This window comes from Acinetobacter sp. 18QD2AZ41W, assembly GCF_009829025.1.
In the GTDB taxonomy this organism is placed as follows: Bacteria; Pseudomonadota; Gammaproteobacteria; order Pseudomonadales; family Moraxellaceae; genus Acinetobacter; species Acinetobacter pseudolwoffii.
On the sequence record NZ_WURP01000002.1, the window covers coordinates 444,513 to 468,651 of the forward strand.

General features: G+C 44.7%; 27 protein-coding genes and 3 tRNA genes. 18 read left to right on the forward strand and 12 right to left on the reverse strand.

Going from position 1 to position 24,139, the window contains the following annotated elements; translation table 11 throughout:
* Positions 1-4: 4 nt before the first annotated feature.
* Together GVV58_RS05120 and coaD are read right to left on the reverse strand one after the other, a co-directional pair.
* A complete protein-coding gene (locus tag GVV58_RS05120) occupies positions 5-268 on the reverse strand; it encodes a YfhL family 4Fe-4S dicluster ferredoxin (protein ID WP_005097729.1) in 264 nt (87 codons plus the stop codon).
* Between the two features lies 1 nt (position 269).
* Positions 270-761 carry a pantetheine-phosphate adenylyltransferase gene (coaD, locus tag GVV58_RS05125; protein ID WP_004280585.1) on the reverse strand — a complete coding sequence of 164 codons (492 nt, stop codon included), beginning with the start codon at positions 759-761 and terminating at the stop codon, positions 270-272.
* Between the two features lie 139 nt (positions 762-900).
* On the opposite strand from coaD, the gene smpB reads away from it, so the two are divergent.
* Complete coding sequence (smpB, locus tag GVV58_RS05130; protein WP_004280586.1) at positions 901-1,380, forward strand: SsrA-binding protein SmpB; 480 nt, start codon at positions 901-903, stop codon at positions 1,378-1,380.
* Between the two features lie 56 nt (positions 1,381-1,436).
* Here smpB and GVV58_RS05135 read toward each other — a convergent pair whose 3' ends face one another.
* Genes GVV58_RS05135 through rluD form a run of 3 tightly spaced genes read right to left on the reverse strand, consistent with a single transcriptional unit; the run spans position 1,437 to position 3,868 of the window.
* The gene (locus tag GVV58_RS05135; RefSeq protein ID WP_005097730.1) at positions 1,437-1,997 is read right to left on the reverse strand and encodes a flavodoxin family protein; all 561 of its coding nucleotides are present in this window, start codon (positions 1,995-1,997) and stop codon (positions 1,437-1,439) included.
* 40 nt (positions 1,998-2,037) lie between these two features.
* The gene (gene pgeF / locus GVV58_RS05140) at positions 2,038-2,778 is read right to left on the reverse strand and encodes a peptidoglycan editing factor PgeF (protein ID WP_159516103.1); all 741 of its coding nucleotides are present in this window, start codon (positions 2,776-2,778) and stop codon (positions 2,038-2,040) included.
* 37 nt (positions 2,779-2,815) lie between these two features.
* Positions 2,816-3,868, reverse strand: a complete 1,053-nt coding sequence (gene rluD / locus GVV58_RS05145; RefSeq protein WP_100329101.1) for a 23S rRNA pseudouridine(1911/1915/1917) synthase RluD — start codon at positions 3,866-3,868, stop codon at positions 2,816-2,818.
* Positions 3,869-3,939: 71 nt separating this feature from the next.
* On the opposite strand from rluD, the gene GVV58_RS05150 reads away from it, so the two are divergent.
* On the forward strand, positions 3,940-4,932 hold the full coding sequence (locus tag GVV58_RS05150; RefSeq protein ID WP_005097733.1) for an outer membrane protein assembly factor BamD: 993 nt from the start codon (positions 3,940-3,942) through the stop codon (positions 4,930-4,932).
* Positions 4,933-5,125: 193 nt separating this feature from the next.
* Positions 5,126-7,039 carry a CHC2 zinc finger domain-containing protein gene (locus GVV58_RS05155; protein WP_159516104.1) on the forward strand — a complete coding sequence of 638 codons (1,914 nt, stop codon included), beginning with the start codon at positions 5,126-5,128 and terminating at the stop codon, positions 7,037-7,039.
* An 81-nt stretch (positions 7,040-7,120) separates the two neighbouring features.
* Here the strand turns inward: GVV58_RS05155 and hemA are convergent, their stop codons facing one another.
* Entirely contained in the window at positions 7,121-8,404 is a 1,284-nt protein-coding gene (gene hemA / locus GVV58_RS05160) for a glutamyl-tRNA reductase (protein WP_005169843.1), read from the reverse strand.
* Positions 8,405-8,482: 78 nt separating this feature from the next.
* Here hemA and GVV58_RS05165 point away from each other — a divergent pair, with 78 nt between their 5' ends.
* From GVV58_RS05165 to panD, 10 genes are all read left to right on the forward strand, one after another.
* On the forward strand, positions 8,483-10,195 hold the full coding sequence (locus tag GVV58_RS05165; RefSeq protein WP_100329191.1) for a tetratricopeptide repeat protein: 1,713 nt from the start codon (positions 8,483-8,485) through the stop codon (positions 10,193-10,195).
* A 7-nt stretch (positions 10,196-10,202) separates the two neighbouring features.
* Positions 10,203-10,781, forward strand: a complete 579-nt coding sequence (gene lolB / locus GVV58_RS05170) for a lipoprotein insertase outer membrane protein LolB (protein ID WP_005097737.1) — start codon at positions 10,203-10,205, stop codon at positions 10,779-10,781.
* 21 nt (positions 10,782-10,802) lie between these two features.
* Complete coding sequence (gene ispE, locus GVV58_RS05175; protein WP_159516167.1) at positions 10,803-11,630, forward strand: 4-(cytidine 5'-diphospho)-2-C-methyl-D-erythritol kinase; 828 nt, start codon at positions 10,803-10,805, stop codon at positions 11,628-11,630.
* A gap of 2 nt (positions 11,631-11,632) precedes the next feature.
* Positions 11,633-11,707 (forward strand) — tRNA-Gln (locus tag GVV58_RS05180).
* Between the two features lie 25 nt (positions 11,708-11,732).
* Positions 11,733-11,807: transfer RNA gene (locus GVV58_RS05185), tRNA-Gln, on the forward strand.
* Between the two features lie 92 nt (positions 11,808-11,899).
* Positions 11,900-11,974 (forward strand) — tRNA-Gln (locus GVV58_RS05190).
* Between the two features lie 36 nt (positions 11,975-12,010).
* Entirely contained in the window at positions 12,011-12,964 is a 954-nt protein-coding gene (locus GVV58_RS05195) for a ribose-phosphate pyrophosphokinase (protein WP_005097740.1), read from the forward strand.
* Positions 12,965-13,062: 98 nt separating this feature from the next.
* Positions 13,063-13,359 (forward strand): 50S ribosomal protein L25, encoded by a 297-nt coding sequence (gene rplY, locus GVV58_RS05200; RefSeq protein ID WP_005097741.1) that lies wholly within the window; start codon positions 13,063-13,065, stop codon positions 13,357-13,359.
* A gap of 18 nt (positions 13,360-13,377) precedes the next feature.
* Positions 13,378-13,959: an aminoacyl-tRNA hydrolase gene (pth, locus tag GVV58_RS05205; protein WP_074383404.1), complete on the forward strand. Its 582-nt coding sequence runs from the start codon at positions 13,378-13,380 to the stop codon at positions 13,957-13,959.
* A 146-nt stretch (positions 13,960-14,105) separates the two neighbouring features.
* A complete protein-coding gene (panD, locus tag GVV58_RS05210; protein WP_005097743.1) occupies positions 14,106-14,486 on the forward strand; it encodes an aspartate 1-decarboxylase in 381 nt (126 codons plus the stop codon).
* Positions 14,487-14,555: 69 nt separating this feature from the next.
* Here the strand turns inward: panD and GVV58_RS05215 are convergent, their stop codons facing one another.
* From GVV58_RS05215 to GVV58_RS05230, 4 genes are all read right to left on the reverse strand, one after another.
* Positions 14,556-15,128, reverse strand: a complete 573-nt coding sequence (locus tag GVV58_RS05215) for a GDYXXLXY domain-containing protein (protein ID WP_005097744.1) — start codon at positions 15,126-15,128, stop codon at positions 14,556-14,558.
* Positions 15,125-16,927 carry a DUF2157 domain-containing protein gene (locus tag GVV58_RS05220; protein WP_159516105.1) on the reverse strand — a complete coding sequence of 601 codons (1,803 nt, stop codon included), beginning with the start codon at positions 16,925-16,927 and terminating at the stop codon, positions 15,125-15,127. The genes GVV58_RS05215 and GVV58_RS05220 overlap by 4 nt, the downstream gene beginning before the upstream one ends.
* A gap of 90 nt (positions 16,928-17,017) precedes the next feature.
* Positions 17,018-17,629 (reverse strand): LysE family translocator, encoded by a 612-nt coding sequence (locus tag GVV58_RS05225; protein WP_005097747.1) that lies wholly within the window; start codon positions 17,627-17,629, stop codon positions 17,018-17,020.
* A gap of 46 nt (positions 17,630-17,675) precedes the next feature.
* The gene (locus GVV58_RS05230; RefSeq protein ID WP_035337988.1) at positions 17,676-18,161 is read right to left on the reverse strand and encodes a DUF1289 domain-containing protein; all 486 of its coding nucleotides are present in this window, start codon (positions 18,159-18,161) and stop codon (positions 17,676-17,678) included.
* A gap of 198 nt (positions 18,162-18,359) precedes the next feature.
* Here GVV58_RS05230 and GVV58_RS05235 point away from each other — a divergent pair, with 198 nt between their 5' ends.
* The 4 genes from GVV58_RS05235 (at position 18,360) to GVV58_RS05250 (ending at position 20,938) form a co-directional block, all read left to right on the forward strand.
* Complete coding sequence (locus GVV58_RS05235) at positions 18,360-19,292, forward strand: rhodanese-related sulfurtransferase (protein ID WP_005097749.1); 933 nt, start codon at positions 18,360-18,362, stop codon at positions 19,290-19,292.
* Between the two features lie 206 nt (positions 19,293-19,498).
* On the forward strand, positions 19,499-19,777 hold the full coding sequence (locus tag GVV58_RS05240; protein WP_005097750.1) for a hypothetical protein: 279 nt from the start codon (positions 19,499-19,501) through the stop codon (positions 19,775-19,777).
* Positions 19,778-19,864: 87 nt separating this feature from the next.
* Positions 19,865-20,482: a DedA family protein gene (locus GVV58_RS05245; protein ID WP_100355549.1), complete on the forward strand. Its 618-nt coding sequence runs from the start codon at positions 19,865-19,867 to the stop codon at positions 20,480-20,482.
* Between the two features lie 30 nt (positions 20,483-20,512).
* Entirely contained in the window at positions 20,513-20,938 is a 426-nt protein-coding gene (locus GVV58_RS05250; protein WP_074383409.1) for an ABZJ_00895 family protein, read from the forward strand.
* A gap of 67 nt (positions 20,939-21,005) precedes the next feature.
* Here GVV58_RS05250 and GVV58_RS05255 read toward each other — a convergent pair whose 3' ends face one another.
* A complete protein-coding gene (locus tag GVV58_RS05255; RefSeq protein WP_005169813.1) occupies positions 21,006-21,530 on the reverse strand; it encodes a YecA family protein in 525 nt (174 codons plus the stop codon).
* Positions 21,531-21,601: 71 nt separating this feature from the next.
* Positions 21,602-21,808 carry a PA3496 family putative envelope integrity protein gene (locus GVV58_RS05260; protein WP_005169810.1) on the reverse strand — a complete coding sequence of 69 codons (207 nt, stop codon included), beginning with the start codon at positions 21,806-21,808 and terminating at the stop codon, positions 21,602-21,604.
* Positions 21,809-22,154: 346 nt separating this feature from the next.
* Here GVV58_RS05260 and rpoD point away from each other — a divergent pair, with 346 nt between their 5' ends.
* Positions 22,155-24,089 (forward strand): RNA polymerase sigma factor RpoD, encoded by a 1,935-nt coding sequence (gene rpoD / locus GVV58_RS05265; protein WP_228730826.1) that lies wholly within the window; start codon positions 22,155-22,157, stop codon positions 24,087-24,089.
* Positions 24,090-24,139 lie beyond the last annotated feature (50 nt).

The following is a 24,139-nucleotide window of genomic DNA, read 5'->3' on the forward strand; positions in this document are numbered from 1 at the left end:
GAGACTAATTGCTTGATGTTTTTTGAGCAGTCAGTTTTTCATACTTGGCTTGCAGCTGCTCCTGCGTTTCCGCATGGTTCGGATCCAGTGGAATACAATCCACCGGACAGAACAGCTGACATTGCGGTTGATCATGATGTCCGACGCACTCTGTACATAAATCTGGATGAATCTCATAAATGAGTTCACCCATATAAATGGCCTCATTCGGGCATACAGGTTCACAGACATCACAATTAATACATTCATCGGTGATATATAAAGACACGCTACCAACCTTGTTGAAGTTTACGCTCGAAGGCAGCAACCACGTTTGGTGGTACAAACTTGGTCACATCACCTCTTAATCGAGCAATTTCACGCACCAAAGTGGATGAAATAAAAGAATATTGCTCTGAAGGAGTTAAAAATACCGCTTCAAAGTGGGAGTCAAGCTGACGGTTCATATTGGCCAGCTGAAATTCATACTCAAAATCGGACACTGCACGCAAACCACGCAGTACAGCCGTCGCTTTTTGTTCACGAAAGAAATTGACCAGCAAACCATCAAAACCTACAAATTCAACATTGTCCAAATGACTCAATGACTCTTTTGCCAGGGCAACACGCTCTTCCAGACTAAATACCGGATTTTTATGATGACCGATGGCAATCGCCACAACGACCTCATCAAACATTCGCGCTGCGCGGGTTACCAAATCAATATGTCCATTGGTAATTGGATCAAAAGTCCCCGGATAAATCACACGAGTTTTAGACATCCATTTGTACTCTGTTTGTTATGTAGAATCTTATTTTAGCAAAAACTTGTTTTTTTGGTGAATAATCCTCATTAATTTAAAAAACTTCACCTTATTTCTAGTTGCGGTACAATAGCAGCACGTTTGGAAGTATCAGATTATGGCGAAAGCATCTATTGTAGTAAAAAAAAATAATGGCGGTACCATTGCACTGAATAAACGTGCCCGCCACGATTATTTTATTGAAGAGAAATTTGAAGCGGGGCTGTCATTAAAGGGCTGGGAAGTCAAATCAATGCGTGCCGGTCGTATGACCATTGTAGAAAGCTATATTACCTTTAAAAATGGTGAAGCTTTCCTGTTTGGTGCGCAAGTTCAGCCTTTGCTGAGTGCTTCAACACACGTGGTGCCTGAAGCGACCCGTACCCGAAAACTGTTGTTGAATCGCCGTGAAATTGAAAAGCTGATGGGCGCGATTAACCAGAAAGGTTATTCCTGCGTGCCACTGGCCTGTTACTGGAAAGGCCCGCATGCCAAGCTGGAAATTGCACTGGTCAAAGGTAAGCAGCTCCATGACAAACGTGCCACTGAAAAAGACCGTGACTGGCAACGTGATAAAGCGCGAATTTTCCATAAATAATGGATCAATACTTGAATATAAAAACCTCCAGCATGTGGAGGTTTTTTTATCACTGACTAAGCTGGATGATTTAAGCGTGCCAGTGTCAAAGCAATATATTCGCCAAACCAGAGCGCGGTTTTTAAATCCCCTTCAGGTGGGGTGACTTCTACCGGTGCATTGTCCGACTGGGTCATCAGCCCCAAAAAGCTCGACATACGATTCAGATCAGTCACGGCACGACCTGTCGGCATCAAGGGCAAACCGCTCCACAACATACCATGCTGCATCGCAAACAGGTTGATTTGCTGCAACACTGCCAGTTTGTCGCCACTAAGTCCGCCACCATTGGTAAAAGCTGCTGCCAGTTTGCCCTGCCAGCTACGCGCCAGCCAGCGCTTGGAAGACTGCTCCATAAACAGCTTCATGGCAGAGGTCAGGCTCCCCATATAGGTCGGACAGCCAAAGACAATCGCATCTGCGGCATCTAGCACATCCCAATCAATATGTTCGACATTCATCATATGCACCTGAACACCGGTTTCCCGTGCACCATCGGCAATAAAATTTGCCACTTTAGCCGTGTGTCCATAAGGACTGTGATAAACAATCGCAACAGATTTGGAAGATAGGGACATAATGCTCAAAAGCCAAAAAATTCAGTTAAGTTTAACATTTTCATGCCATAAACACGAATGTCGCCATACGACCCGTTTTAGGCTCACGGCGATAAGAAAAATATTCATCTGCTTGACGATAAGAACACTGATCCCCGCCCAATACGGTATTTACCCCATGTTGCTGCAAGATATAACGCGCAATCGCATACAGGTCGGCATAATATTTATCTGGCTGTTCCCCGGCCTGAAATGCACTATCCAGTTCAGGATATTTACTGCAAAAAGCCACTTTTACCTCTGTGCCAATTTCAAAACAGGGCTGACTGATGGCTGCACCAAGCCAGGCCCAGGTCGGCGGAGTCTGCATGGCGGCAATGGTATTTTCGACAATACCACCGGCCAGACCACGCCAACCGGCATGCAAATTGGCAACTTCCGTACCATCGGCATTACCTAACACCACCGGCAAACAGTCTGCGGTCATCATCATCAAAGCATGCGCTTTGCGCTGTGTCACCAGACCATCGCCGACCAATGCCTCAAAGGGCATCTGTTCATTAATGCTATGACAGATGGTGCTATGCGTCTGGGTCATCCAGGTAATTTTATCTACGCCAAAGGCAGCGAAATCTTGCAGTAAAGCCATACGATGCTGTTGTACCCGCTGCGCATCATCCTTCACATGCAAGGCCAGATTAAAACCTGCAAGCTCAGGCTGCGTGGATGGCTGTACTTTCGCATGATGAATGCGGGTCTGACCCACATACACACCTTGTGGAAGTCCTGGTACAAATTGCATCTCGATTCCTTGCTTTGACGCGAGCTAAATAAAAAAATTAATAGGCTTTGTTTTCGGTGCGCAGCACTTCAATCAGATTGGCAAAATCTTCCGGCCACGGCGCTTCAAAGGTCATTTCTTCTTTGCTACGCGGATGGGTCAGACCGAGTTTTGCTGCATGCAAGGCCTGACGTTTAAAGCCACGTAAAGTATCATCTAATAATTGTGATGCACCTGCCGGCATACGTACACGCGGCATATACACCTGATCACCAATCAGGCCAAAGCCGATATAGCTAAAATGCACACGAATCTGGTGGGTACGTCCGGTTTCCAGACGGGCTTGAACACGGGTGAAATGCTGGAAACGCTCTTTGACGTTGTAATGCGTCACGGCATCTTTACCGCCTGGAAGTACAGTCATTTTCACACGATCTACCGGATGGCGTTTGATCGGTTCGTCAATGGTACCGCCGGCAATAATATTGCCGTAAACCACCAGATCATACAGGCGATATACTGATTTTTTCTCAAGCTGTTTGCTGAGAGAGAACTGTGCTTCCAGATTTTTCGCGACGACCAACAGACCACTGGTGTCTTTATCAATACGGTGTACCAGACCGGCACGTGCCAGTTCAGCCGATTTTGGATAATGATGTAACAAAGCATTCACCAAAGTACCCGATGTATTGCCTGCGCCCGGATGCACAACCATGCCGACAGCTTTGTTAATGACGATAATGTCATCATCTTCATAGATGATGTCCAGTGGAATATCTTCCGGCAGGCTGCGCGTTTGCGCTTCAAGCTCGACATTTAAGGTCAGGATTTCAAAACCATCACTTTTAAATTTCGGCTTGACCGGCTGACCATTCACCAATAAATTGCCATCTTTGATCCATTGCTTTAATTTTTCTCGGGAAAAATCGCTCCAGACCATCGCGGCAATCTGGTCGATCCGTTGCCCGATATAAGTTTCATCCAGTTGAAATTGCAACGATAAACGTGTTGCAGTTGCTTCTGAAGTATGGTTATCTGCATCCTCAGAATCTTCAAGTAAATTGAAATCAGTATCAGGGATATTAGAATTGGAAGATTGTGCTTGACTCATTTGCTCATTCAGACAAAAGTGGTTTAATAGTGCAATTGTAGCTCATTGCCCGTATTAACAGAGGAATTTTTATGTCGCTACCACATTATAAAATGACAATGCTTGCCCTCACGATTGGCATTGCATCGGCAATGGTAGGCTGTAGCAGTAATCCCAAAAAAGAAGTCGTCGATAAAGGTCCTGAATCTAGCGAGCAAGTTTATATTCAAAAAGCACAGAAAGCGCTAGATCGTAATCAATATACCGATGCCGCAAAACAGCTAGAAGCACTGGAAACCTATTTCCCGACCAGTCAGTATGCTCCGCAAGCGCAGCTTGAACTGTTATATGTAAAATTTCAGCAAAAAGATTATGAAGGTGCAGTGGCACTGGCAGAGCGCTTTATCCGTCTGAATCCACAACATCCAAATGTCGACTATGCTTACTATGTACGCGGCGTATCCAATATGGAGCAGAACTATAATGGTCTGCTGCGTTATACCTCGCTGAAACAGTCGCATCGTGATGTCAGCTATCTGAAAGTGGCTTATCAGAATTTTGTCGATTTCATTCGCCGCTATCCGTCTAGCACCTATGCGGTCGATGCAGCGCAGCGCATGAAATTTATCGGTCAGGAACTGGCTGAGCATGAAATGAATGCGGCACGCTTTAATTTAAAACGTAAAGCCTATCTGGCTGCGGTTGAACGTGCACAATGGGTGGTGGAACATTATCCACAAACCCCTCAGATTCCAGAAGCACTGGCAACGATTGCCTATGGCTATGATCAACTGGGTGATAAAGCAACCTCTCAGCAATATGTTGATGTGTTAAAGCTGAATTATCCAAATCTGGTGAAATCTGATGGTACGGTCAACTTGCGTGCAGCACGTAGCGAAAGCAGTTTCTTTAACCGTGCCACACTGGGTATTTTTGGTAAAGAAGCCAAGACGGTGACTGACAACAATGCAGAGTCGGATGCGCCAGAAACTGAAAAGCGCAGCCTGACCAATCGTGTATCTTTTGGTTTGCTTGATCGTCCTAAAAATACCGAAGCAGAGCAACCTGAACCGACTGCCGAATAAGCCGACTGTCGCAGGTGCATTTTCTTTAAGGGCAAGGTATCATACTTGCCCTTTTGCTTTGTCCCGGCCAGGCTTGAACAAATCGTGCAAAAGGTATACAAAGGAAGTTAAAAAGAATTGACCTGAATCAGTTGAATCCTATTGATTCAATCACTTAAACCTTAGATACGCAGCACGAGAAGCTCAGCAGATTATGGCAATTCCTCAACATACGATTGATCAGATTCTCGATCGCACCGATATTGTCGATGTGATTGGTCAATTCGTGAAACTAAAAAAAACTGGCCGTACCTATTCGGGCTGCTGTCCTTTCCATCAGGAAAAATCGCCCTCTTTTCACGTCTATCGTGACAAACAATATTTTCACTGTTTTGGCTGTCAGGCCAATGGCAACGCCATCCGTTTTTTAATGGACATTGGTAGCCGTAATTTCGTCGAAGTGATGAAAGACCTGTCCAGTCAGACCGGCATTGAACTGCCAAAAGACAATACTGATTCCAATAAATTAAAATACAAACGGGAAGCCGCCAAACCGAAAATAGTCGCTGCGACCAAAGTTGAGAATACGCAAGCTCCGCAACGCCCAGCACAAGAACATTCTGTGTCGGATGCTTCTTTTGATCCATTTGCAGAGTTTCAGGCCTCCGAACAGGATTTCTACGGCGACCCTTTTGCTGCTTTTGAGCACATGCCAATGGCCGAAGTTCAGCAAGACGGCAACTTATACGACCTGCTGGAAAATATTGCGCAGTTCTATGAACGCCAGTTACCCAACAGTTCCAGTGCACAGCAATATTTCAAGCAACGTGGCCTGACTGCAGAAACCATTGCCTATTGGCGCTTAGGTTATGCACCTGAAGACTGGCAACATCTGGAAAAAGCCTTTCCTCAGGATATCGAAGGCCTGAAACTACTGGGGCTAATTCGTACCAGCGACAGTGGCCGTGATTTCGACCTGCTGCGAGAGCGGGTAATTTTCCCGATTCGTGATACCAAGGGTCGTGTGGTCGGCTTTGGTGGCCGTGCGCTCAATGACGAGATCAAGCCCAAATACATCAACTCGCCAGACTCTGAAGTTTTCCATAAGAACCAGTTGCTTTATGGGCTGTATGAAGGCAGAAAGCAGAAAGCCCAGGAATGGCTGATGGTCGAAGGCTATATGGATGTGATTGCATTGCAGCAATACGGCATTCATGGCGCAGTCGCGACACTGGGAACTGCCAGTAATACCGACCATCTGAACATTCTGTTTAAGCAGAACAACCGGATTACCATTGCCTTTGATGGCGATGCTGCCGGTCAAAAAGCCGCACGCCGAACGCTGGACATTGCCCTGCCATTACTCAGTGATGGCCGTGAGCTGAAATTCTTTGTTTTGCCTGCTGACCATGACCCGGACTCCTTGATCCGCCGTGAAGGCATCGAAAACTTTAGACGCTTGCTGGATCAGGCGCCGCTGATGTCGGACTTCGTGTTTGCCCATCTGACCCAAAATCAGGACATCACTACCCCTGAAGGTAAAAGTCAGGTCATGGGTGAACTGAAAAATCTGACCGAATTATTGCCTAAACATGGCTCATTCCGCTATTTGCTGCAGCAATTTTTCCGCGAAAAACTGGGCTTTAACCGTAAATGGCAACCCAAGGTTAATACCGATGCATCCTTAAGTTTTAGCACCAAAATTGATGCTGAAGAATATGTGATTGCAATTTTGATGAATCATCCCTATTTGTATATTCATTTTGAACCACTGCGTGCGCTGGTGGCGGAAGATCAGCTGCTGTTTAAAATCCTGAATATTCTGAATGTGATTTTTGATGACCTGCCGGATGATCCTGAACTGTCGATCTATTATGTTTTGGGTGCCTGTGCAGTACATCATCATGAATTACAGCATATTCTACAACATGCCAATGTGAGTGATTATACCTCTTCGCCTGAACAGGCCGACAAACTGGCGGCAGACTTCTCGACCAAGCTGCAATATCAGTGTCTGAAAAACAAGATAAAATCGAAAAAATTTAGCAGCATTGCAGAAATGAAGAATCTGAAAATGCAGATTTACGAAATTGATAAAAAACGCTCCATGACCTTATTGGACGATTAACAGTTTTAAATCGCTTCAAATAAAAATAAGGCGTTTATCTCTAAACGCCTTTCTTCAAAATAGCTATTGTTAAAGAGCTCGCTAATGTTTGGTCTTGCGGCGTGTATCAACTACCTCTTGCAAGGTATCGCGCATCATTTCAAAACAGCTTGGATCTTCCGCCTTGGCCGCCTCACGCAGCACAATAGAAGTCGGATGTAAGAGTTTCTGTGTCAGGCGGTGCGAAAACTCAGCCATAACCATTTCTGCTTTTTCACCCTGGGCAATACGTTGCAGCGCCAATGCCAGTTCTTCCTGCCGCAACTCTTCACCATGGTCACGATAAGCATGAATGGTGGCCCCGGCCTGCTTGACCTTTTGCTGGGTCATCAGTTCTGTTGCGAGCTGATTCACCATAACTTCGGCTTCAACCGCAGCCTGACGACGATGCGCCAGATTTTCCTCAATCACGCTTTGCAGATCATCGACGCCATACAGATATACCCCATCAAGTTTTTCAACTTTAGGATCGATATCACGTGGCACGGCCAGATCGACTAACAACATTTGCTGGTAACGGCGTTTTTTCAGTGCCGCTTTGATATCTGCAAAATGAATCACCTGATGCAGACTGCCGGTACAACTGGAAATCACATCGGCGCGATGCAGATTGTCTGCCAGCTGGTCAAAGTCAATAATTTCTACTTCCACCCGATGCGCAATTTCCTGCGCCAGAATGTCGGCACGTTCGCGGGTACGGTTACAGATAATAATCTTGCCCACACCCATTTCTGCGAGATGCTTGGCGACCAGACTGTTCATCTCCCCGGCTGCTACCACCATAATGGTGAGCTTGTCTGGATGACTAAATACCTGTAGGGCCAACTGTGCGACCGCATAGCCCATTGATACCGCATGACTGCCGACAGCGGTCTCGGAACGAACCCGTTTGGCCGCATAAAAGGCATATTCAAAAATTCGGTTTAAACTGCGTGACACCGTCTGGGAATCTTTGGCAAGAGAAAGAGCATTTTTGACTTGTCCCAGAATCTGCGGTTCACCCAGCATCAGTGAATCCAGACCACTGGCGACACGCATCAAGTGCGTCACGGCTTGGGCATTTTCATAACGATAGACATGATTTTGCAGCTGTTTGACATCCACCCCATTTTTTTGGGCGAGCCAGTTCAGCACCATGTCGACATTGTCAGACATCGCGTAAACTTCGGTTCGGTTACATGTAGACACCACCACCATGTCGTTTAATTCAGGGTGTTGGCTTTGCTCGGCAAGAATGGCACTTAACTTTTCAGGGTTAAACGCAACTTGTTCCCGCAGTTCTACAGAGGCAGTTTGATGGTTGACACCCAATGCAAAGAAAGACATATCAGGTCATCATTTCAATAAATTTATGCTATTGTGCAATATCGGTGTCATAAAAAGCATTACTTGGATCAAGAAAAATTGCGTCAAACAATCAGCCGTATCAACGGCCCTACAATTAAGCAATATTCTACCACATTCCTATTGGTGGGTAGCATGGCTTCAACTGCTCATCTTTATGCAGCGGAAGCAGTTTACCATGCAAATCAAAATTATGATGCCATAAAACAAAGTATGATGGCCGAGTTTGCCATTGCCGCACATGACATTCCGACTGCTTTGCACAACTATACGGTTCTGGCAATCAAGAGCAATTCCACCACGGTCAAGCAGCGTGCACTGAATGTTGCATTGGAACATGATGATTTACAGGCAGCACTAGATATCTCCACGCACTGGGTGGTACAAGAGCCACAAGACGTCCCTGCTTTATTTTATTTATCACATATTGCCCTTAAAGCGCATGAATATGAGCTGGCTGCTGAGACCTTAGAGAAAATCCTGCAAATTGATGACAGTGCCGATCTGGAAGAAATTCTCGCTGGGATTTCACCTGAAGGCACGGAAGACCGCAGCTATCTGATTCAGGCTTTAAGCACCACCAAAGCCAGAGACAATCCGTCTATTCTGGTGCTGGTGGCCGGTCTGGAAGCACAAAATGGTCAGCTGGAACAGGCTTTAAATACCATTAACCGTGCTCTAAAAAAACGTCCGAATGCGACTGGTTATATCCTGATGAAAGCCAATCTGCTGAATGCTCTCGACGATCCAGAGGAAACTCTGCAATGGTATGAAAAATCCAGCCGTAAACACCGTAACAATCTGGATGTGCGTCTGGCCGAAGTCAAATATCTGGTCAAGCTCAATGAATCGACTTTGGCGCTAAAAAAACTGCAGGATATTCTAAAAAAATGGCCAACGGCTGAAGAAGCCTTGTTTATTGCCGGACTGACCAGTATTGATCTGGAAGAATACGAGAAGGCCGAAAAACATCTGGTCGAACTGCGTTATTCTGCACAGTATCAAAATGAAGCCTATTATTATCTGGCAGTGAATGCTGAACGCAAACAGCATTATGAAACCGCCAAAGCCTATTATCGTCTGGTCGATGGCAGTCTGTACACCGTCTCGCGTCGTAACATGATCTCGATTTTTGCCCAGCAGGATAAGCTGCATGATGCGCTGCGTTTCTTGACTCAGGAACGGGTGAATTATCCGCAACATGCCAGCTTTTTATATCTGGCCCAGGCAGATATTTTAACGCGTATGCAGAATAAAAAAGCCGCGATCCGCCTGCTAGAAGAAGCCAGCAAAAACCTGCCGGATGATCCGGAACTGGTTTATGCGCAAGTGCTATTGCTAGATCCACATCAGGATCGCAACAAGCTGGATGAATTGCTGGCAAATTTACTCAAGATTGAACCGAATAGTCCGACCTATCTGAATGCCTATGCCTATACCCTGGCAATGCAGAACCGGCGTCTGGAAGAAGCGCGCCGCTATGTCGAACAGGCACTGGAATATGCACCGGAACAGGCTTCCATTCTGGATACTTATGGTTATATCTGTTATTTACAGAATGACTTTGCCACGGCTGCAGATGTCTTATACAAAGCATATCAACTCAATCCAAGCGTGAAGATTGGGGTACGTTATGCGCGTTCGTTGTACATGAATGGTGATATACAACACTTCCATCAAGTATTACAACAATTACAACAAAACCATCCAAATGACCCCGAATTAAAACAACTTAATTCGCTATTGTTAGCACCACAAAACCAAACGAGTTAATTCTTTTATGCGCAATTTAAGCCAATTGGGCTGCTGTGCCTTTGCAGCAACTGCTTTATTCTTAACTGGCTGTCAGCAGATGATCAATCCGCAAACGCCAGTGACACCTTCTGTACAGGCAGATAATCAATTCCAGCTGCAAGGTAAAATTGGTGTGCGCACACCGCAACAGACCGGCAGTGCATTCTTTACCTGGGTACAACAGCAAGAAGAATTTGATATTGAGCTGAGTGGTATTTTAGGTGTGGGCAAAACCCAGATTTCCGGCACGCCCGGCCAAGTCACATTAAACAGTGCTAAAACAGGTGTGATTCAGGCGGCAAGTGCCGAAGAATTACTGCAACGCGCCACAGGCTGGCAAGCACCGATCAGCTATTTAGTGGACTGGGTACAGGCCCGCCCTGCGACAACGACTGCCAAATTGCAAAAAGATGATACACAGCGGATTAGCCAGATTATTGAACAGGGCTGGACGGTCGATCTCAATTACAATGCGCAGGCCAAAATGCCAAACCGCTTGATTTTAAAGCAGTCACTTGAAAATGGCGCGGAAAACCGTATTACAATGATCATTGAAAACCGTTAATTGACCTGATGTTAGCCCATGATGATTCGTGTTCCCTCGCCTGCTAAACTGAATTTGTTTTTACATATTACCGGTCGCCGTGAAAATGGCTATCACGAGCTGCAAAGCATTTTTCAGCTGATTGATCTGTATGACTGGCTGGAGTTTGAACAAACAGATAATCAATACATCCAGATTGAAGGGCTGGCCTCCGTCGATCTGGAACAAAATTTAATCTATCGTGCGGTACAACTGTTGAAGCCCTATGCTCAAACACTGACCGGGCTAAAGATTCGTCTGGAAAAAAATATCCCGATGGGTGCTGGACTCGGGGGCGGCTCGTCTAATGCAGCCACCACCCTGATTGTGCTGAACCAGCTCTGGCAGTGCGGTTTAAATATCGAGCAACTGGCAGATCTCGGAGTCAAGCTGGGTGCAGATGTACCGATATTTGTACATGGTCGAAATGCCTGGGCTGAAGGCATTGGCGAACACTTAACATTCATAGACTTAGATCAAAAACAATTCATTGTGTTAAAACCTGACTGTTTTATCAGCACTCAACTGCTTTTTTCGCAAAAAGCATTGACAAGAGACACGAAGAGCACTAAATTTTGCGCCTATCAGCAAACGCCATCTGATTTTGGAAATAACTTTGAGCCACTGGCTCGATCCTTATATCCTGAAGTCGATGAAGCGATGCAATATCTCGACCAGTTCGGTATTGCAAAACTTACAGGTACAGGTGCTTGTGTGTTTATTGAAGTCACTGAAAATCTGAATATCGAAGATATTCTTGCAAATGCACCATGTAAAGCTTACCTGGTCAACAGTTTACAAGAATCACCTTTAGTTCAGTTTAAAGTGTAGATAGGGGTATCGCCAAGTGGTAAGGCACCGGGTTTTGATCTCGGCATCCGTTGGTTCGAATCCAGCTACCCCTGCCATTTTCACCTGTAGATGTACTGTATTAGGGGTATCGCCAAGTGGTAAGGCACCGGGTTTTGATCTCGGCATCCGTTGGTTCGAATCCAGCTACCCCTGCCATTTTCTCGAAAAAAGACAGAACACTCATTTGCTGTAAGACTGTTAATTTACCTTGACACTTTACCGTAAAAATATTAAAGTTCTGCCGCATTAGGGGTATCGCCAAGTGGTAAGGCACCGGGTTTTGATCTCGGCATCCGTTGGTTCGAATCCAGCTACCCCTGCCATCTATTCCCATATATCCCAACCGCCAAGGGTGCTTCATGCCCAATCTTGTCGTTTTTAGTGGATCTGCGCATCCACAATTCGCTCAAAAAGTCGTAAGTCACTTACATATTCCTCTAGGCGCTGCCTCTGTAGGTCAGTTCTCTGATGGTGAAATCGCTGTCGAGATTACTGAAAACGTTCGTGGTAAAGACGTATTCGTCGTGCAACCTACTTGTGCTCCTACTAACGATAACCTGATGGAAATCTTAGTCATGGCTGACGCTTTGCGTCGTGCAAGTGCAGGTCGTATTACTGCCGTGATTCCTTACTTTGGTTATGCTCGTCAAGACCGTCGTCCACGTTCAAGCCGTGTGCCAATTACTGCTAAAGTCGTTGCAGACATGCTGACGACTGTAGGTATTGACCGCGTTGTGATGATTGATCTTCATGCTGACCAGATCCAAGGTTTCTTCGATATCCCTGTAGACAACATCTACGGTACACCAGCGCTACTTGCTGACTTACGTCAGCAGTCACATCACAACCTGATGGTGGTTTCACCTGACGTCGGTGGTGTGGTTCGTGCACGTGCTGTTGCGAAACAAATGGGTGATATCGATCTTGCAATCATCGATAAGCGTCGTCAAAAAGCGAATGAATCACAAGTGATGCATTTGATTGGCGATGTGAAAGATCGTGATTGTGTCATCGTCGATGACATGGTAGATACTGCAGGCACTTTATGCAAAGCAGCTGATGCATTGAAAACTTTTGGTGCTCGCAAGGTTGTTGCTTATGCAACGCATCCAGTACTTTCTGGTAAAGCATTAGAAAACTTAAGACATTCTGTGATTGATGAGTTGGTGGTTTGTGACACCATCCCACTTTCAGATGAAGCTTTAGCACTGGGCAAGATTCGCCAGGTTTCCGTAGCCAGCATGGTTGCCGAAACGATTCGTCGCATTAACAACGAAGAATCTATTAGCGCAATGTTCGATTCTTATCTATAATAGAGCGCTGAATTTTCAAAGCCCTGCCATTTGGTAGGGCTTTTACTCACTAGACTGGTCGCAAGTCTGGTTCATTTAACTTAAATAGGATGTCTATCATGGCAAACTTCGTATTAAACGCAGCAGCACGTGAAGAAGCAGTTCAAGGGAAAGGTTCGAGCCGCCGCCTTCGTCTTCAAGCTAAAGTTCCTGCAATCATCTACGGTGGCGAAGCTGCTCCTGTAGCTGTTACTCTTGAGCTTCGTCAGCTTGTTAAATTCTTAGAAAATAACTCTTTCTTTGAAGAAGTTATCGAAATTGATGTAGACGGTAAAGTTGAAAGCGTGAAAATCCAAGCCTTACAACGTCACCCAGCTAAAAACACGCCTATGCACGCTGACTTTAAACGCGCATAAGTGTTAATGGTGTAATTAGTGTCAAATATTTCACTGATTGTTGGTTTGGGCAACCCAGGTTCTGAGTATGCCCAAACCCGCCATAATGCAGGGGCCTGGTTCGTAGAACGCCTTGCAGAGCAATATGGCATTACCCTCAAGAAAGACCCGAAATTCAATGGATTTAGTGGTCGTGGCAATATCGAAGGTCAAGACGTTCGTCTTCTTCTACCTACAACCTTTATGAACCTTTCCGGTAAAAGTGTTGTTCCTTTCGCCAAATTCTACAATATCGCACCTGAATCGATCCTGATTGCCCATGATGAACTGGATATGAATCCTGGTGTCATTCGCCTGAAAACGGGTGGTGGTCACGGTGGTCATAATGGTCTACGCGATATCGTGCCGCATATTGGTTCAAACTTCCATCGCCTGCGTATTGGAATCGGCCATCCTGGTGCCAAAGACCGTGTTTCTGGTCATGTGCTCAGTAAAGCGCCCAGCAGCGAACAAAAGTTAATGGATGATGCAATTTCACATGCGCTCGCACGTACCAAAATGCTGGTGAATGCAGAAGTACAGCAAGCCATGAATCAAATTAATGCCTATAAGCCTAACTGATCATTCAAAAATCGCTGGACAATTCCGCTTGTCAGAAAGATCATTTAAGCGCAAAATGCGCAAGCCTACCCACTTATCCAGTGTCGTAGAAATTGATTCAACCATATGATGATCAAAGTCTTAGTTCAACTCAGGGGACGCTAGCCATGCTATCTCGTTTATTAAAATGCAAAATTCACCGCGCTCACGTTACACATGCAGAATTACACTATGAAGGTTCATGTGCAATTGATGGCGTTTTGATGGATTTAGCTGGCATTCGCGAATACGAAGAAATTCATGTGTGGAACGTGACCAATGGTAAACGTTTTGCAACTTATGCCATTCGTGGCGAAGATAATTCAGGCATCATTTCAGTCAATGGTGGCGCTGCACATCAAGCCGATGTAGGCGATATCATCATTATTGCAACTTTTGGTGATTTCACTGAAGCTGAAGCAAATGCACATCAGCCACGCTTGGTCTATGCAAATCCAAACAATACCGTCAGCCATACTGCCAACTGTATTCCGGTACAAGTCGCTTAAGTCGATGCGACCAGATTCCCAAAGCTCGCACCTCGCGGGCTTTTTTATGGCCAGAATGACTAAATATAATTAACTGCCCTGCCGCCAGCTTTTAGAACTTTCACAATTTAGGGGCTTTAAATGGGAGTCAACAAGATTAACCAGTAAAGCCTTTCCATTTTCCTTAAGCTTAAGTTCGGCAAATTTGGCATTGCGATAACACGGCTCTAGGCCTTCGGCGAATAAAAAACTATTGGCCGCCGGATATAAAGCTTCAAAACTATTGCGTGGATTCTTTAACAGCAGTTTTGCGGAAGATGCCGGATGAACTTGTAACAGACGCGGATCAAAACTGCTTCGTATCACTCGTCGTTGTGCATCCAAGCGTACATAGCTCACGATCTGAGACCGATCTTTAAAATCCTGAATAGTGATATCTGAACCTGTTTGATTCAGGGCAGTTTCATCAGCATCCAGACCAGCAAAATGCAACTGATAGTTCAGCGCCATATAATCGCCCTGCAAAATCGAACGCGGATCGACGGGCGCCAACTTAACAAAAATACTCTGACTATTTCTTAAATGCCATTCATGCTGGATAATTAAGCCCACAAATAAGGCAATACTAAAAATACTCAGGTGTAGCACCCAGAACTTTTTCATGAGGCTACTCCTGTTTTCGACTGAAATTTCGGTGAGCTCAACACATAAGCCAGAAGCAAAACCAGCAGACCTGAAGCAAAGATACTGACACTCTTAAATAAAAAGCTGAGTCCCAGATTGTAATACAGCAACCATAACCAGAAGATCAGTAACAGAACCAATAAGGCCTGCATCAATCGCTGTTGATTGACCATCGCCCAGGCCATAAGTACCAGAATGATGAAAATTTCAAAATAGCCCAGTGCAATCAGTAAAACACCCATAATAGGAATCAACCAGAGTGCTGTCAGTGAAAATTGCTTCAGATGTATACCGATAAAACTCAGCAGCCAGATCGCGGGCAAGATATAGAAAATAATCAGTTCATCTACGCCGCGCGGATACAGTTGCTGCGCCACGCCAAATTGCAACAAACATTGAAACATGGCCGTTGCTGCCAGAATACTGATCATCCACAGATGCATCGTTTTGGCATAGCATGAAGCAAGCCATCGTCTCGCAGTAAGTAAAGCTCCTGTCAAAATGCTGTAATTCAGCAGCATGATCCAGGTGATGAGATGCTCATCCGAAAATGAATGCTGTTCGATTAAAACAGCTATTGCTAACGCATGAGCAAGTAATAGTTGCAACAAGACCACCAGCCAATGCATGCGACGCATGATACTTGCCAAGCTCATGGCCAGCTGTATGAGCCAGATCAGTAACAAGCTATCGGTTAATATTTCAGTATGAATCAGGACGGCAGCCTGACCACAGACCCACAGACAATACGCCAGCTGTCGTAGAAAAACCGAAGGCGCGCTACGAATCAGCCAGCAGGCCACTGCAATGAAGATTAACCCCATCAGGATGGAAAAACTTTCCCAATAAGTCAGTAATAACATGGCTAAAATCACGCCGGCAATCCACGCACCTAAAGCCAGTGGAATGACCGAGAAGCGGCTCTTGGGCAGCAGTTTCATCAGCAGCGCGCTAATCGCTGCGAACCAGCCAAATATCAGCAAGGCCAGTACCAACAAGCCTGCTGCGGAATTTTGCGAATATTGCTCAGTCAGGTCAAAAATCAGAATACTCAAACTGAGTGCCAGTCCTGCCATCAGCAAACTGGTTTCCAGTTGTCGCTGCCGGGTATAGAAATAAGCACTCAATAACAGGGGTAAGGCCAGTACCGAGCACAGATACCAGAGCGAATCCGCATCGATAAATCGCAACATGCTCCATAGCGAAATAAGCACTACTACGGCAATCAACAGATAACGCAAAACCGGATAATAGCGTAATGCATAGATCAGACTTAGCCCGGTTAACACATTCAGACCGAGCAGATATGCAGTTTCAGCACGCACCAACCAAAAGCTTTGCTTAAAATAAAAATAAAGCGCCAGCTGACTGACCACGCAAAATAAAGCAAAAATACCGATATTAGGCCGATACAACCAAGGCAAGAGCAACAATGCCCAAAGCAAAAATAGTTGATAACTATCCGCACCAGTCTGATAAATCTGTCCGATCACCGCCAGACTTAAGCCCAGCATTAAACCGGATACTGTATCCAGACTTTGTCTTAACTTTTCTCGCGCAGCAAAATGCACACTCAGCAATGCCGAACCCAGCAATAAAACTTGCGGCATAAACAACTGGACAAATTTCGGCAGCATCCACCAGTTTGCTGCCAGCAGATACACGATACTGACAGCGATCAGCGCGAGTCCAATGATTTGAAGAATCTGAATAACAGCAGGTTGAATAAATAACAGCGGTGAGAATGGATGATCGGGCTTGGTTACTGTTTTAGACATGCTGATCTGTTCAATTTTTATTTGATTTTACCTTAGCATGATTTTTAGCGCATATGCCAGGCAGGAACCTTACAACTGTGCAGTACTTTTTTAAATCAGGATCTGATAAATGCCGTAAAGAGCAATGATCAGCAGAATGAGACCACACAAGGCCAGCAAATGCGGATACAACCGAGAACGGGATAAACGGTTAAAACCCAAATACACCACCGACAGGGTCAGGAAATCCAGCACGATCCAGCTCAAGGTTAAGATTATGAGACTCAAATCGAGATCAGATGTAATACCAATAAACTGCGGGAAAAAAGCCGCAAAGAAAATAATATCTTTGGGATTGGAAATACCGACCAGAAAACCCTGCTGAAAGCCGCCACGTACCGGAGATAACTTCTTTTGAGTTGACTCTGCTTGCTGGAAAATCACCTCCCGAAATATTTGCAGCCCCAGATAACCAATATACAGACAACCCAGCAACTTGATGGCATCCAGCCACTGTTCATTAATGACCAGCAAGCCTTTCAGGCTTAATATCGATAAAGCAATCAATATCAATGAAGCGAAATTGGTGCCAAAAATAGTTCTTAAAGCCGCAGCATAACCGCCTTTTAGACCGGCACTGGCCACCAGCAACATCACCGGACCAGGCGTGGCGATCATTACCACAACAGCCAGACAATACAAGAGATACTCACTGATATTCATGCTTTTCCCTCAGCTGTTGTTATTTTTCTGCATAAAAAAAGAGGACTTATTCCTCTTCCTGCAGATGAATCAGATGCTGACTAATGCCATCCGCCCGCAGAAAAGCCAGATCATAACTGGCAGTGGCCAAAGCCAGAATCCGGCGCTCAAACTCATCCCAGAGTGGACGTACCTGCTTATAATGAATCCCCAAACCACTATCATCGGTAAAATGCCGATTTTTTTCACAGAGCTTTAAAGCATGATACAGCTTACGTCCTTTGGAGGCATCGTCACGTAAACGTACCCGTTTTGACAGCACAAAGGCTTGAACCTTGACGATATCTGCATGTGGCAACAACGGCACTAAAATCTGATCCAGCTGTGCATCCAGACGCCGCCATACGGCATGATGTTGATCAGCGCCATAAGTGTTCCAGTGAATCACCTCATGATTGAAACGGCGGCAACCACGACATACCGCATCACCAAATACGGTCGAGCAACGCCCAGCACACGGGGTTAAAGACGCAATACGACGATCTGAACTCAAAACACACTCCAAAGATACTACAACTTCCAGTACCTGCATCACTGCATAAAACTTTACAAAATTCCGGGTCGGGCATGACTATACACGCTCTCCCCCATGAATTGAAGCCTGTTAAAAGGCAAGTGTTTTACTCGCTTATTCACTCGAATCACGCTAAAATATGCGCCTTTAAATTATCATGCTACGTTGGAGTATTCCATGAACGCTACTGTAGAACAGCTTGCACCTGTAGAACAGCAAGCGACCTCAGGTTGGGTTGTTGCCGCACTTTATCAATTCAAAGAAGTTCAAGATCCTGCCGATCTTCAACAACGTCTTTTAGACTTGGTAAAAACAATCAACCTTTGTGGAACACTCATTGTAGCGGGTGAAGGGATTAACGGTACGGTTGCAGGTGACCGTGCATCGATTGATCAAATTCACCAGTTCCTTCTCAATGAAGGCTTTGTTGAGATGGAATATAAAGAGTCAGACAGCTCTGACAAGCCATTTCGTAAAATGAAAATTAAATTAAAAAAAGAAATCGTGACTTTAGGGGTAGAAGTGAAACCACGTGATCTGGTCGGTCACTATCTTGATCCTCAGGAATGGAATGAACTGATTGCGCGTGATGACGTGATTCTGGTTGATACCCGTAACGATTACGAATACAAAGCAGGAACGTTCAAAGGCGCGATTGACCCGAAAACTGAAAGCTTCCGTGAATTCCCTGAATATGTGAAAAATAATCTGGAACAGCACAAAGACAAGAAAATTGCCATGTTCTGTACCGGTGGTATTCGCTGTGAAAAATCAACCTCTCTGCTTCTGCAAGAAGGTTTTACAGAGGTGTATCACCTGAAAGGCGGTATTTTAAAATACCTGGAAGAAACTCCGGCTGAAGAAAGTATGTGGGAAGGCGAATGCTTCGTATTTGATGGCCGTACAGCAGTAACACACGGTGTCGAAGAAGGTCAAAACACCAAATGCCATGCCTGTGGCTGGCCTTTGCTTCCTGAAGAAGTGGCGCTGCCAAGTTATGAACATGGTGTCTCTTGCGTGTACTGCATTGACAAGACCACAGAGAAACAAAAAGACGGTTTCCGTATGCGTCAGTCCCAAATTCTGGCAGCAAAACGTAAACGTCTCTAAGCCAGCCGCTTTGTAAGAAAATATATAAAAACCCTCTTCGGAGGGTTTTTTATTTACATAAAAATTACAACAGTAATAAAACTCTCACCAATTCATTACCAAGAACCTTATTTTTTTCCAAGCAAGATTGCTAGTCTATTGAAAAGTCTATCTTAAGCCAAGTCTTTCATTATTAACTTAAATTTTAAAATGAAAAGGAATATAACATGACCAGTTCACTTGCTCGAGATCCAGATAATCTGGTTCAGTTTCAACCCAAAGAGAATATAAAACAACAACGACTTCATCAGGTTAATGACGAGCTTGAGAGCCAGTCACATGTGTTTGTGGTCATCTTGGGAACTGTGATTGGCGCGATTTTAGCGCTGTTTATTGGTTATCATCTTAATACCAGTGTCATTCATTTTATGCTGCTGAGTGTTTTACCTGTCTGTTTGGCCTATGGCTTACGCAAAGTCTATATTTATACGCTGACACATAGCTGATTCTGCCTGCTCATTTATATTCCAAGACTTTACCGCATAAAAAATACTGCTTAGGATACAGGCAGTATTTTTTATTTTGACCATCTTATGAATTTAACTGAATGGATTATTTCCGTCATGGAACAACTGGGCTACTGGGGTATTGCCCTGCTCATGTTTCTGGATAATGTCTTCCCACCCATCCCTTCCGAAATCATTATGCCTTCTGCGGGCTATTCAGCCTCTCAGGGTGAGTTAATACTGGCCGGGGTGATCATGGCCGGTTGCATTGGCTCATTACTAGCAGCAGCCTTGCTGTACTGGGTGGGTTATAAATTCAATCACGATTCCATTTTCAAGTTTGTCGACCGTTATGGCAAATATCTGTTTATCAAATCCAATGATGTGAAAAAATCACTGAGCTGGTTTGAACATTATGGACATCGGATTGTGTTTTTTGGCCGCATGGTTCCTGCCGTCCGCTCACTGATCAGCATTCCTGCCGGCATGAGCCGTATGCCCTTCTGGAAATTCATGTTCTATAGCACACTCGGAACCATCATCTGGACCACGTTTTTGGCCTGTGTCGGATTTTACTTTGGTGAAAACCAAGAGTTGATGCAGCAAATTTTCAGTAAAGTCAGTTATGTGATTATTGCGATTGTTATAGTCATTATTGCCTGGGTTATCTACCGTAGACAGCAGCGTAAAAATCGTCCATCCTGAATAGACCTCAGCATGAAGGAGGCTAAAACGATGTCGCACTATCTTAAATATTTTGCCACCGTTTATCTTAGCTTGGTTCTATTCGTGGGCGTACTCATTTATGTATTCAATCTGGGCGCGATTCTCCTGATCCCGGCCCTGATCGCGTCGGCCTTTCTCAGTGCCCGATACTTTGTGAAGAGAGAACAACGTTTACCCAGCAAGGAAGAGAAAAGCAAACTGGTATGGGGTTCTACCATCATTGCGATTACATTTGGGTTTATTTTTATATTTGTTGTGATCTGGATGCATCCACAGACTGAAGCCATCTTCAACAACATGGCTTATACCGGAAGGGGCCCGAATTCATTTCTGATGGCCGCTGTGATTGCGGTACATGGTTTGATCTTTCATATTGCCTATAATGGCTATGCCCGCTACAGTCTGAGCAAACGGGTCGGTATTGAAAGAAAATAAAATCCCTTCGATGCTTTGATAAAAGTCCAAAGCTAAAAAAAGCACCGTGCGGTGCTTTTTTTATGAATTATTCTGGAGTGTGATACATCAGATACAATTCATTTAAGTTGTCTGGAATTTCTTCTGCAAGTTCGTCCATTAACTGGCCATTACGACGGAAAGTTTCCATTTGTGGATCTTCATCATCAATGCCGCTGAAGACCATGATTGGCAGAGTTAAATCTACCAGTTGCTCTTCAAATTCTTCAGTAAACCAAGCTTCTTCGTTCAGGAACATGGCATCGACAAAGCCCACACTCCAGTCACCCAAGCTTGATTCGGTGTCTGCTTCTTCAATTTCAAATGGGAATGTAATCCCTTCTTCATTGGCTAAGCTTTGACGGATAGACTCTAACCATGCTTGTACCTGAGTGATGATTTCTGCAGGCACTTTCTTTTGATTGCTATCAAAAAGCTCGTCTAACCATTTGTCGAATTTTGGGCCTACTGCAATAGCACATAAGAAACCATGGGTTGCTGCGAAATCTAGACCATGTTCATTTTGGTCACCATCTAGATATTCACTCAACAGGTCTAAATCTAAAGCACTCATCTAACATCCAAACTTAGAAAACCGAAAGGTTTAGCATAGCATTTATTCAGGCCATGCTAAATCCGAATTCGTTAATCTTCGTCATCAAAATCGTCATCATCGTCGAAGTCATAGTCAAAATCTTTGAGTTCGCGTTCCAAGCGACGTTGTGAAAGTAAATCATCAATCAGACGACGTTTTTCCAACGACTCTTTAGCGCTCAGCTTGCTGGAAGCTTCATCGAAATTAACATCATCCTCACCGAAGCTATCATCTAGTTCAAAATCTGTAGAAGACACTAAAACTTCCTCATAGTGAAAAATGTAAATGGTTTTAGCGCTATTTATCTTGCCTAAAACCACAAGTCAAGTTTTATTTAAATTTTCGTATTTTAAAGTTGTAAATAGGGCTTTTTTTTAAGGACATTGTGTGACATGATATAATCCACCCTGCGTCCTTATGTTTTTTGACTACACATTTTTTGGTCAAATACACAGATGCCGGGGTTGGACTTGAAAATAACAAATTCATCCCCATCTTAAATTACTGAATTTCATTTTAAATATTTTATCAGACAGCTTGAACGCTGAATACTCTGATGAAATACGTAGGCTATTCACTAAATTTAATGAGCTTAAATCGTGCATAAGTTGTACGGTTTTTCCTGTCACAGATTCAACGAAGAGTAAGCAAAAGATGAGCGATATGACTTCCCCTACTTCACAAGTAGCGGCTCTGATTAGCCGAGGCAAAGAACAAGGTTACTTAACCTTCGCTGAGGTTAACGATCATCTGCCGGACTCCATCACAGAAAGCGAGCAGATTGAAGATATCATTCAGATGCTGAATGACGTGGGTATTCCTGTACATGATCGCGCGCCTGAATCTGATGATACGATGTTCGAAGATACTACAGAAGCTGCCGATGAAGTTGCAGAAGAAGAAGCTGCAGCCGTATTGGCCTCTGTAGAAAATGAGCCAGGTCGTACAACTGACCCTGTGCGTATGTATATGCGTGAAATGGGTACCGTTGAGCTTTTAACCCGTGAAGGCGAAATTAGCATTGCAAAGCGCATCGAAGAAGGTATTCGTGATGTTTTGCACTCGATTGCTTACTGGCCCAATGCGGTAGAAGTTGTACTCCAAGAATATAAAGATTATGAAGCGGGCGAACGCCGTCTTGCTGACCTGTTATCGGGTTATTTAGATCCTGAATCAGACGAAGAAATTCCTGAAGTACTCGAAGAAGAAGTCGAGATCGCTGAAGACAAGACTGACTCGAAAAAATCGACCAAAGATGTAAAACTGGACGATGATGAAGAGGAAGAAGCTGAAACTGAAGATGATTCAGAAGCTGATTCTGGTCCAGATCCTGAAATTGCCAAAGCGCGCTTCACTGAACTTGAAAATGCATGGTTGAATACCAAAATAGCCATCGAAAAACATGGTCGTGACAGCGAAGAATCTGAAGCTGCGCTGGAAGCACTGGCAACCGTATTCATGATGTTCAAATTCACGCCGCGTCTATTCGATATCATTTCAGAAATGATTCGTGGTACGCATGACCAGATTCGTGGTGCAGAACGTGAAGTAATGCGTTATGCCGTGCGCCGTGGTCGTATGGATCGTACCCAGTTCCGTACTTCTTTCCCGGGACAGGAATCGAATCCAGCCTGGTTAGATGAACAGATCGCGAAAACACCTGCAGACCAGAAAGCCTATCTGGAAAAAGTACGTCCAGATGTATTGGCCTTCCAGCAAAAGATTGCCGATATTGAAAAAGAATTGGGTCTTGATGTTAAAGGCATTAAAGACATTGCCAAACGCATGGCCGTTGGTGAAGCTAAGGCACGTCGCGCCAAGAAAGAAATGGTCGAAGCCAACTTGCGTCTGGTGATTTCAATTGCGAAAAAATACACCAACCGCGGCTTGCAGTTCCTGGATCTGATTCAGGAAGGTAACATTGGCTTGATGAAAGCGGTAGACAAGTTTGAATATCGTCGTGGTTATAAATTCTCGACTTATGCAACCTGGTGGATTCGTCAGGCGATCACCCGTTCAATCGCCGATCAGGCACGTACCATTCGTATTCCGGTGCACATGATCGAGACCATCAACAAGATCAACCGTGTATCGCGTCAGCTTCTTCAAGAAATGGGGCGTGAACCGACACCTGAAGAGTTGGGCGAACGTCTGGAAATGGACGAAGTCAAAGTACGTAAAGTGCTAAAAATCGCCAAAGAACCGATTTCGATGGAAACACCGATCGGTGATGATGAAGATTCGCATCTGGGTGACTTCATTGAAGACAGCAACATCACGTCACCAATTGATGCTGCGACTTCAGAAGGCCTGAAAGAAGCGACACGCGAAGTTCTGGAAAACCTGACTGAACGTGAAGCCAAAGTCCTGAAAATGCGTTTTGGTATCGACATGCCGACCGACCACACCTTGGAAGAAGTGGGCAAACAGTTTGATGTGACACGTGAACGTATTCGTCAGATTGAAGCTAAAGCGTTACGCAAGCTTCGCCATCCATCACGTTCAGAACATTTACGTTCATTCCTCGAGAATGATTAAGATTTGATGCTTGCTATGGGGACTTGAAATTTACTTCAGTGTCTCCATTT

Coding starts and splice junctions, on each gene's coding strand:
- coaD (WP_004280585.1), bottom strand. CDS start 761: ATGTCTAAAACTCGTGTGATTTATCCGGGGACTTTTGATCCAATTACC.
- smpB (WP_004280586.1), top strand. CDS start 901: ATGGCGAAAGCATCTATTGTAGTAAAAAAAAATAATGGCGGTACCATT.
- GVV58_RS05135 (WP_005097730.1), bottom strand. CDS start 1,997: ATGTCCCTATCTTCCAAATCTGTTGCGATTGTTTATCACAGTCCTTAT.
- pgeF (WP_159516103.1), bottom strand. CDS start 2,778: ATGCAATTTGTACCAGGACTTCCACAAGGTGTGTATGTGGGTCAGACC.
- rluD (WP_100329101.1), bottom strand. CDS start 3,868: ATGAGTCAAGCACAATCTTCCAATTCTAATATCCCTGATACTGATTTC.
- GVV58_RS05150 (WP_005097733.1), top strand. CDS start 3,940: ATGTCGCTACCACATTATAAAATGACAATGCTTGCCCTCACGATTGGC.
- GVV58_RS05155 (WP_159516104.1), top strand. CDS start 5,126: ATGGCAATTCCTCAACATACGATTGATCAGATTCTCGATCGCACCGAT.
- hemA (WP_005169843.1), bottom strand. CDS start 8,404: ATGTCTTTCTTTGCATTGGGTGTCAACCATCAAACTGCCTCTGTAGAA.
- lolB (WP_005097737.1), top strand. CDS start 10,203: ATGCGCAATTTAAGCCAATTGGGCTGCTGTGCCTTTGCAGCAACTGCT.
- ispE (WP_159516167.1), top strand. CDS start 10,803: ATGATTCGTGTTCCCTCGCCTGCTAAACTGAATTTGTTTTTACATATT.
- GVV58_RS05195 (WP_005097740.1), top strand. CDS start 12,011: ATGCCCAATCTTGTCGTTTTTAGTGGATCTGCGCATCCACAATTCGCT.
- rplY (WP_005097741.1), top strand. CDS start 13,063: ATGGCAAACTTCGTATTAAACGCAGCAGCACGTGAAGAAGCAGTTCAA.
- panD (WP_005097743.1), top strand. CDS start 14,106: ATGCTATCTCGTTTATTAAAATGCAAAATTCACCGCGCTCACGTTACA.
- GVV58_RS05215 (WP_005097744.1), bottom strand. CDS start 15,128: ATGAAAAAGTTCTGGGTGCTACACCTGAGTATTTTTAGTATTGCCTTA.
- GVV58_RS05220 (WP_159516105.1), bottom strand. CDS start 16,927: ATGTCTAAAACAGTAACCAAGCCCGATCATCCATTCTCACCGCTGTTA.
- GVV58_RS05225 (WP_005097747.1), bottom strand. CDS start 17,629: ATGAATATCAGTGAGTATCTCTTGTATTGTCTGGCTGTTGTGGTAATG.
- GVV58_RS05235 (WP_005097749.1), top strand. CDS start 18,360: ATGAACGCTACTGTAGAACAGCTTGCACCTGTAGAACAGCAAGCGACC.
- GVV58_RS05240 (WP_005097750.1), top strand. CDS start 19,499: ATGACCAGTTCACTTGCTCGAGATCCAGATAATCTGGTTCAGTTTCAA.
- GVV58_RS05245 (WP_100355549.1), top strand. CDS start 19,865: ATGAATTTAACTGAATGGATTATTTCCGTCATGGAACAACTGGGCTAC.
- GVV58_RS05250 (WP_074383409.1), top strand. CDS start 20,513: ATGTCGCACTATCTTAAATATTTTGCCACCGTTTATCTTAGCTTGGTT.
- GVV58_RS05255 (WP_005169813.1), bottom strand. CDS start 21,530: ATGAGTGCTTTAGATTTAGACCTGTTGAGTGAATATCTAGATGGTGAC.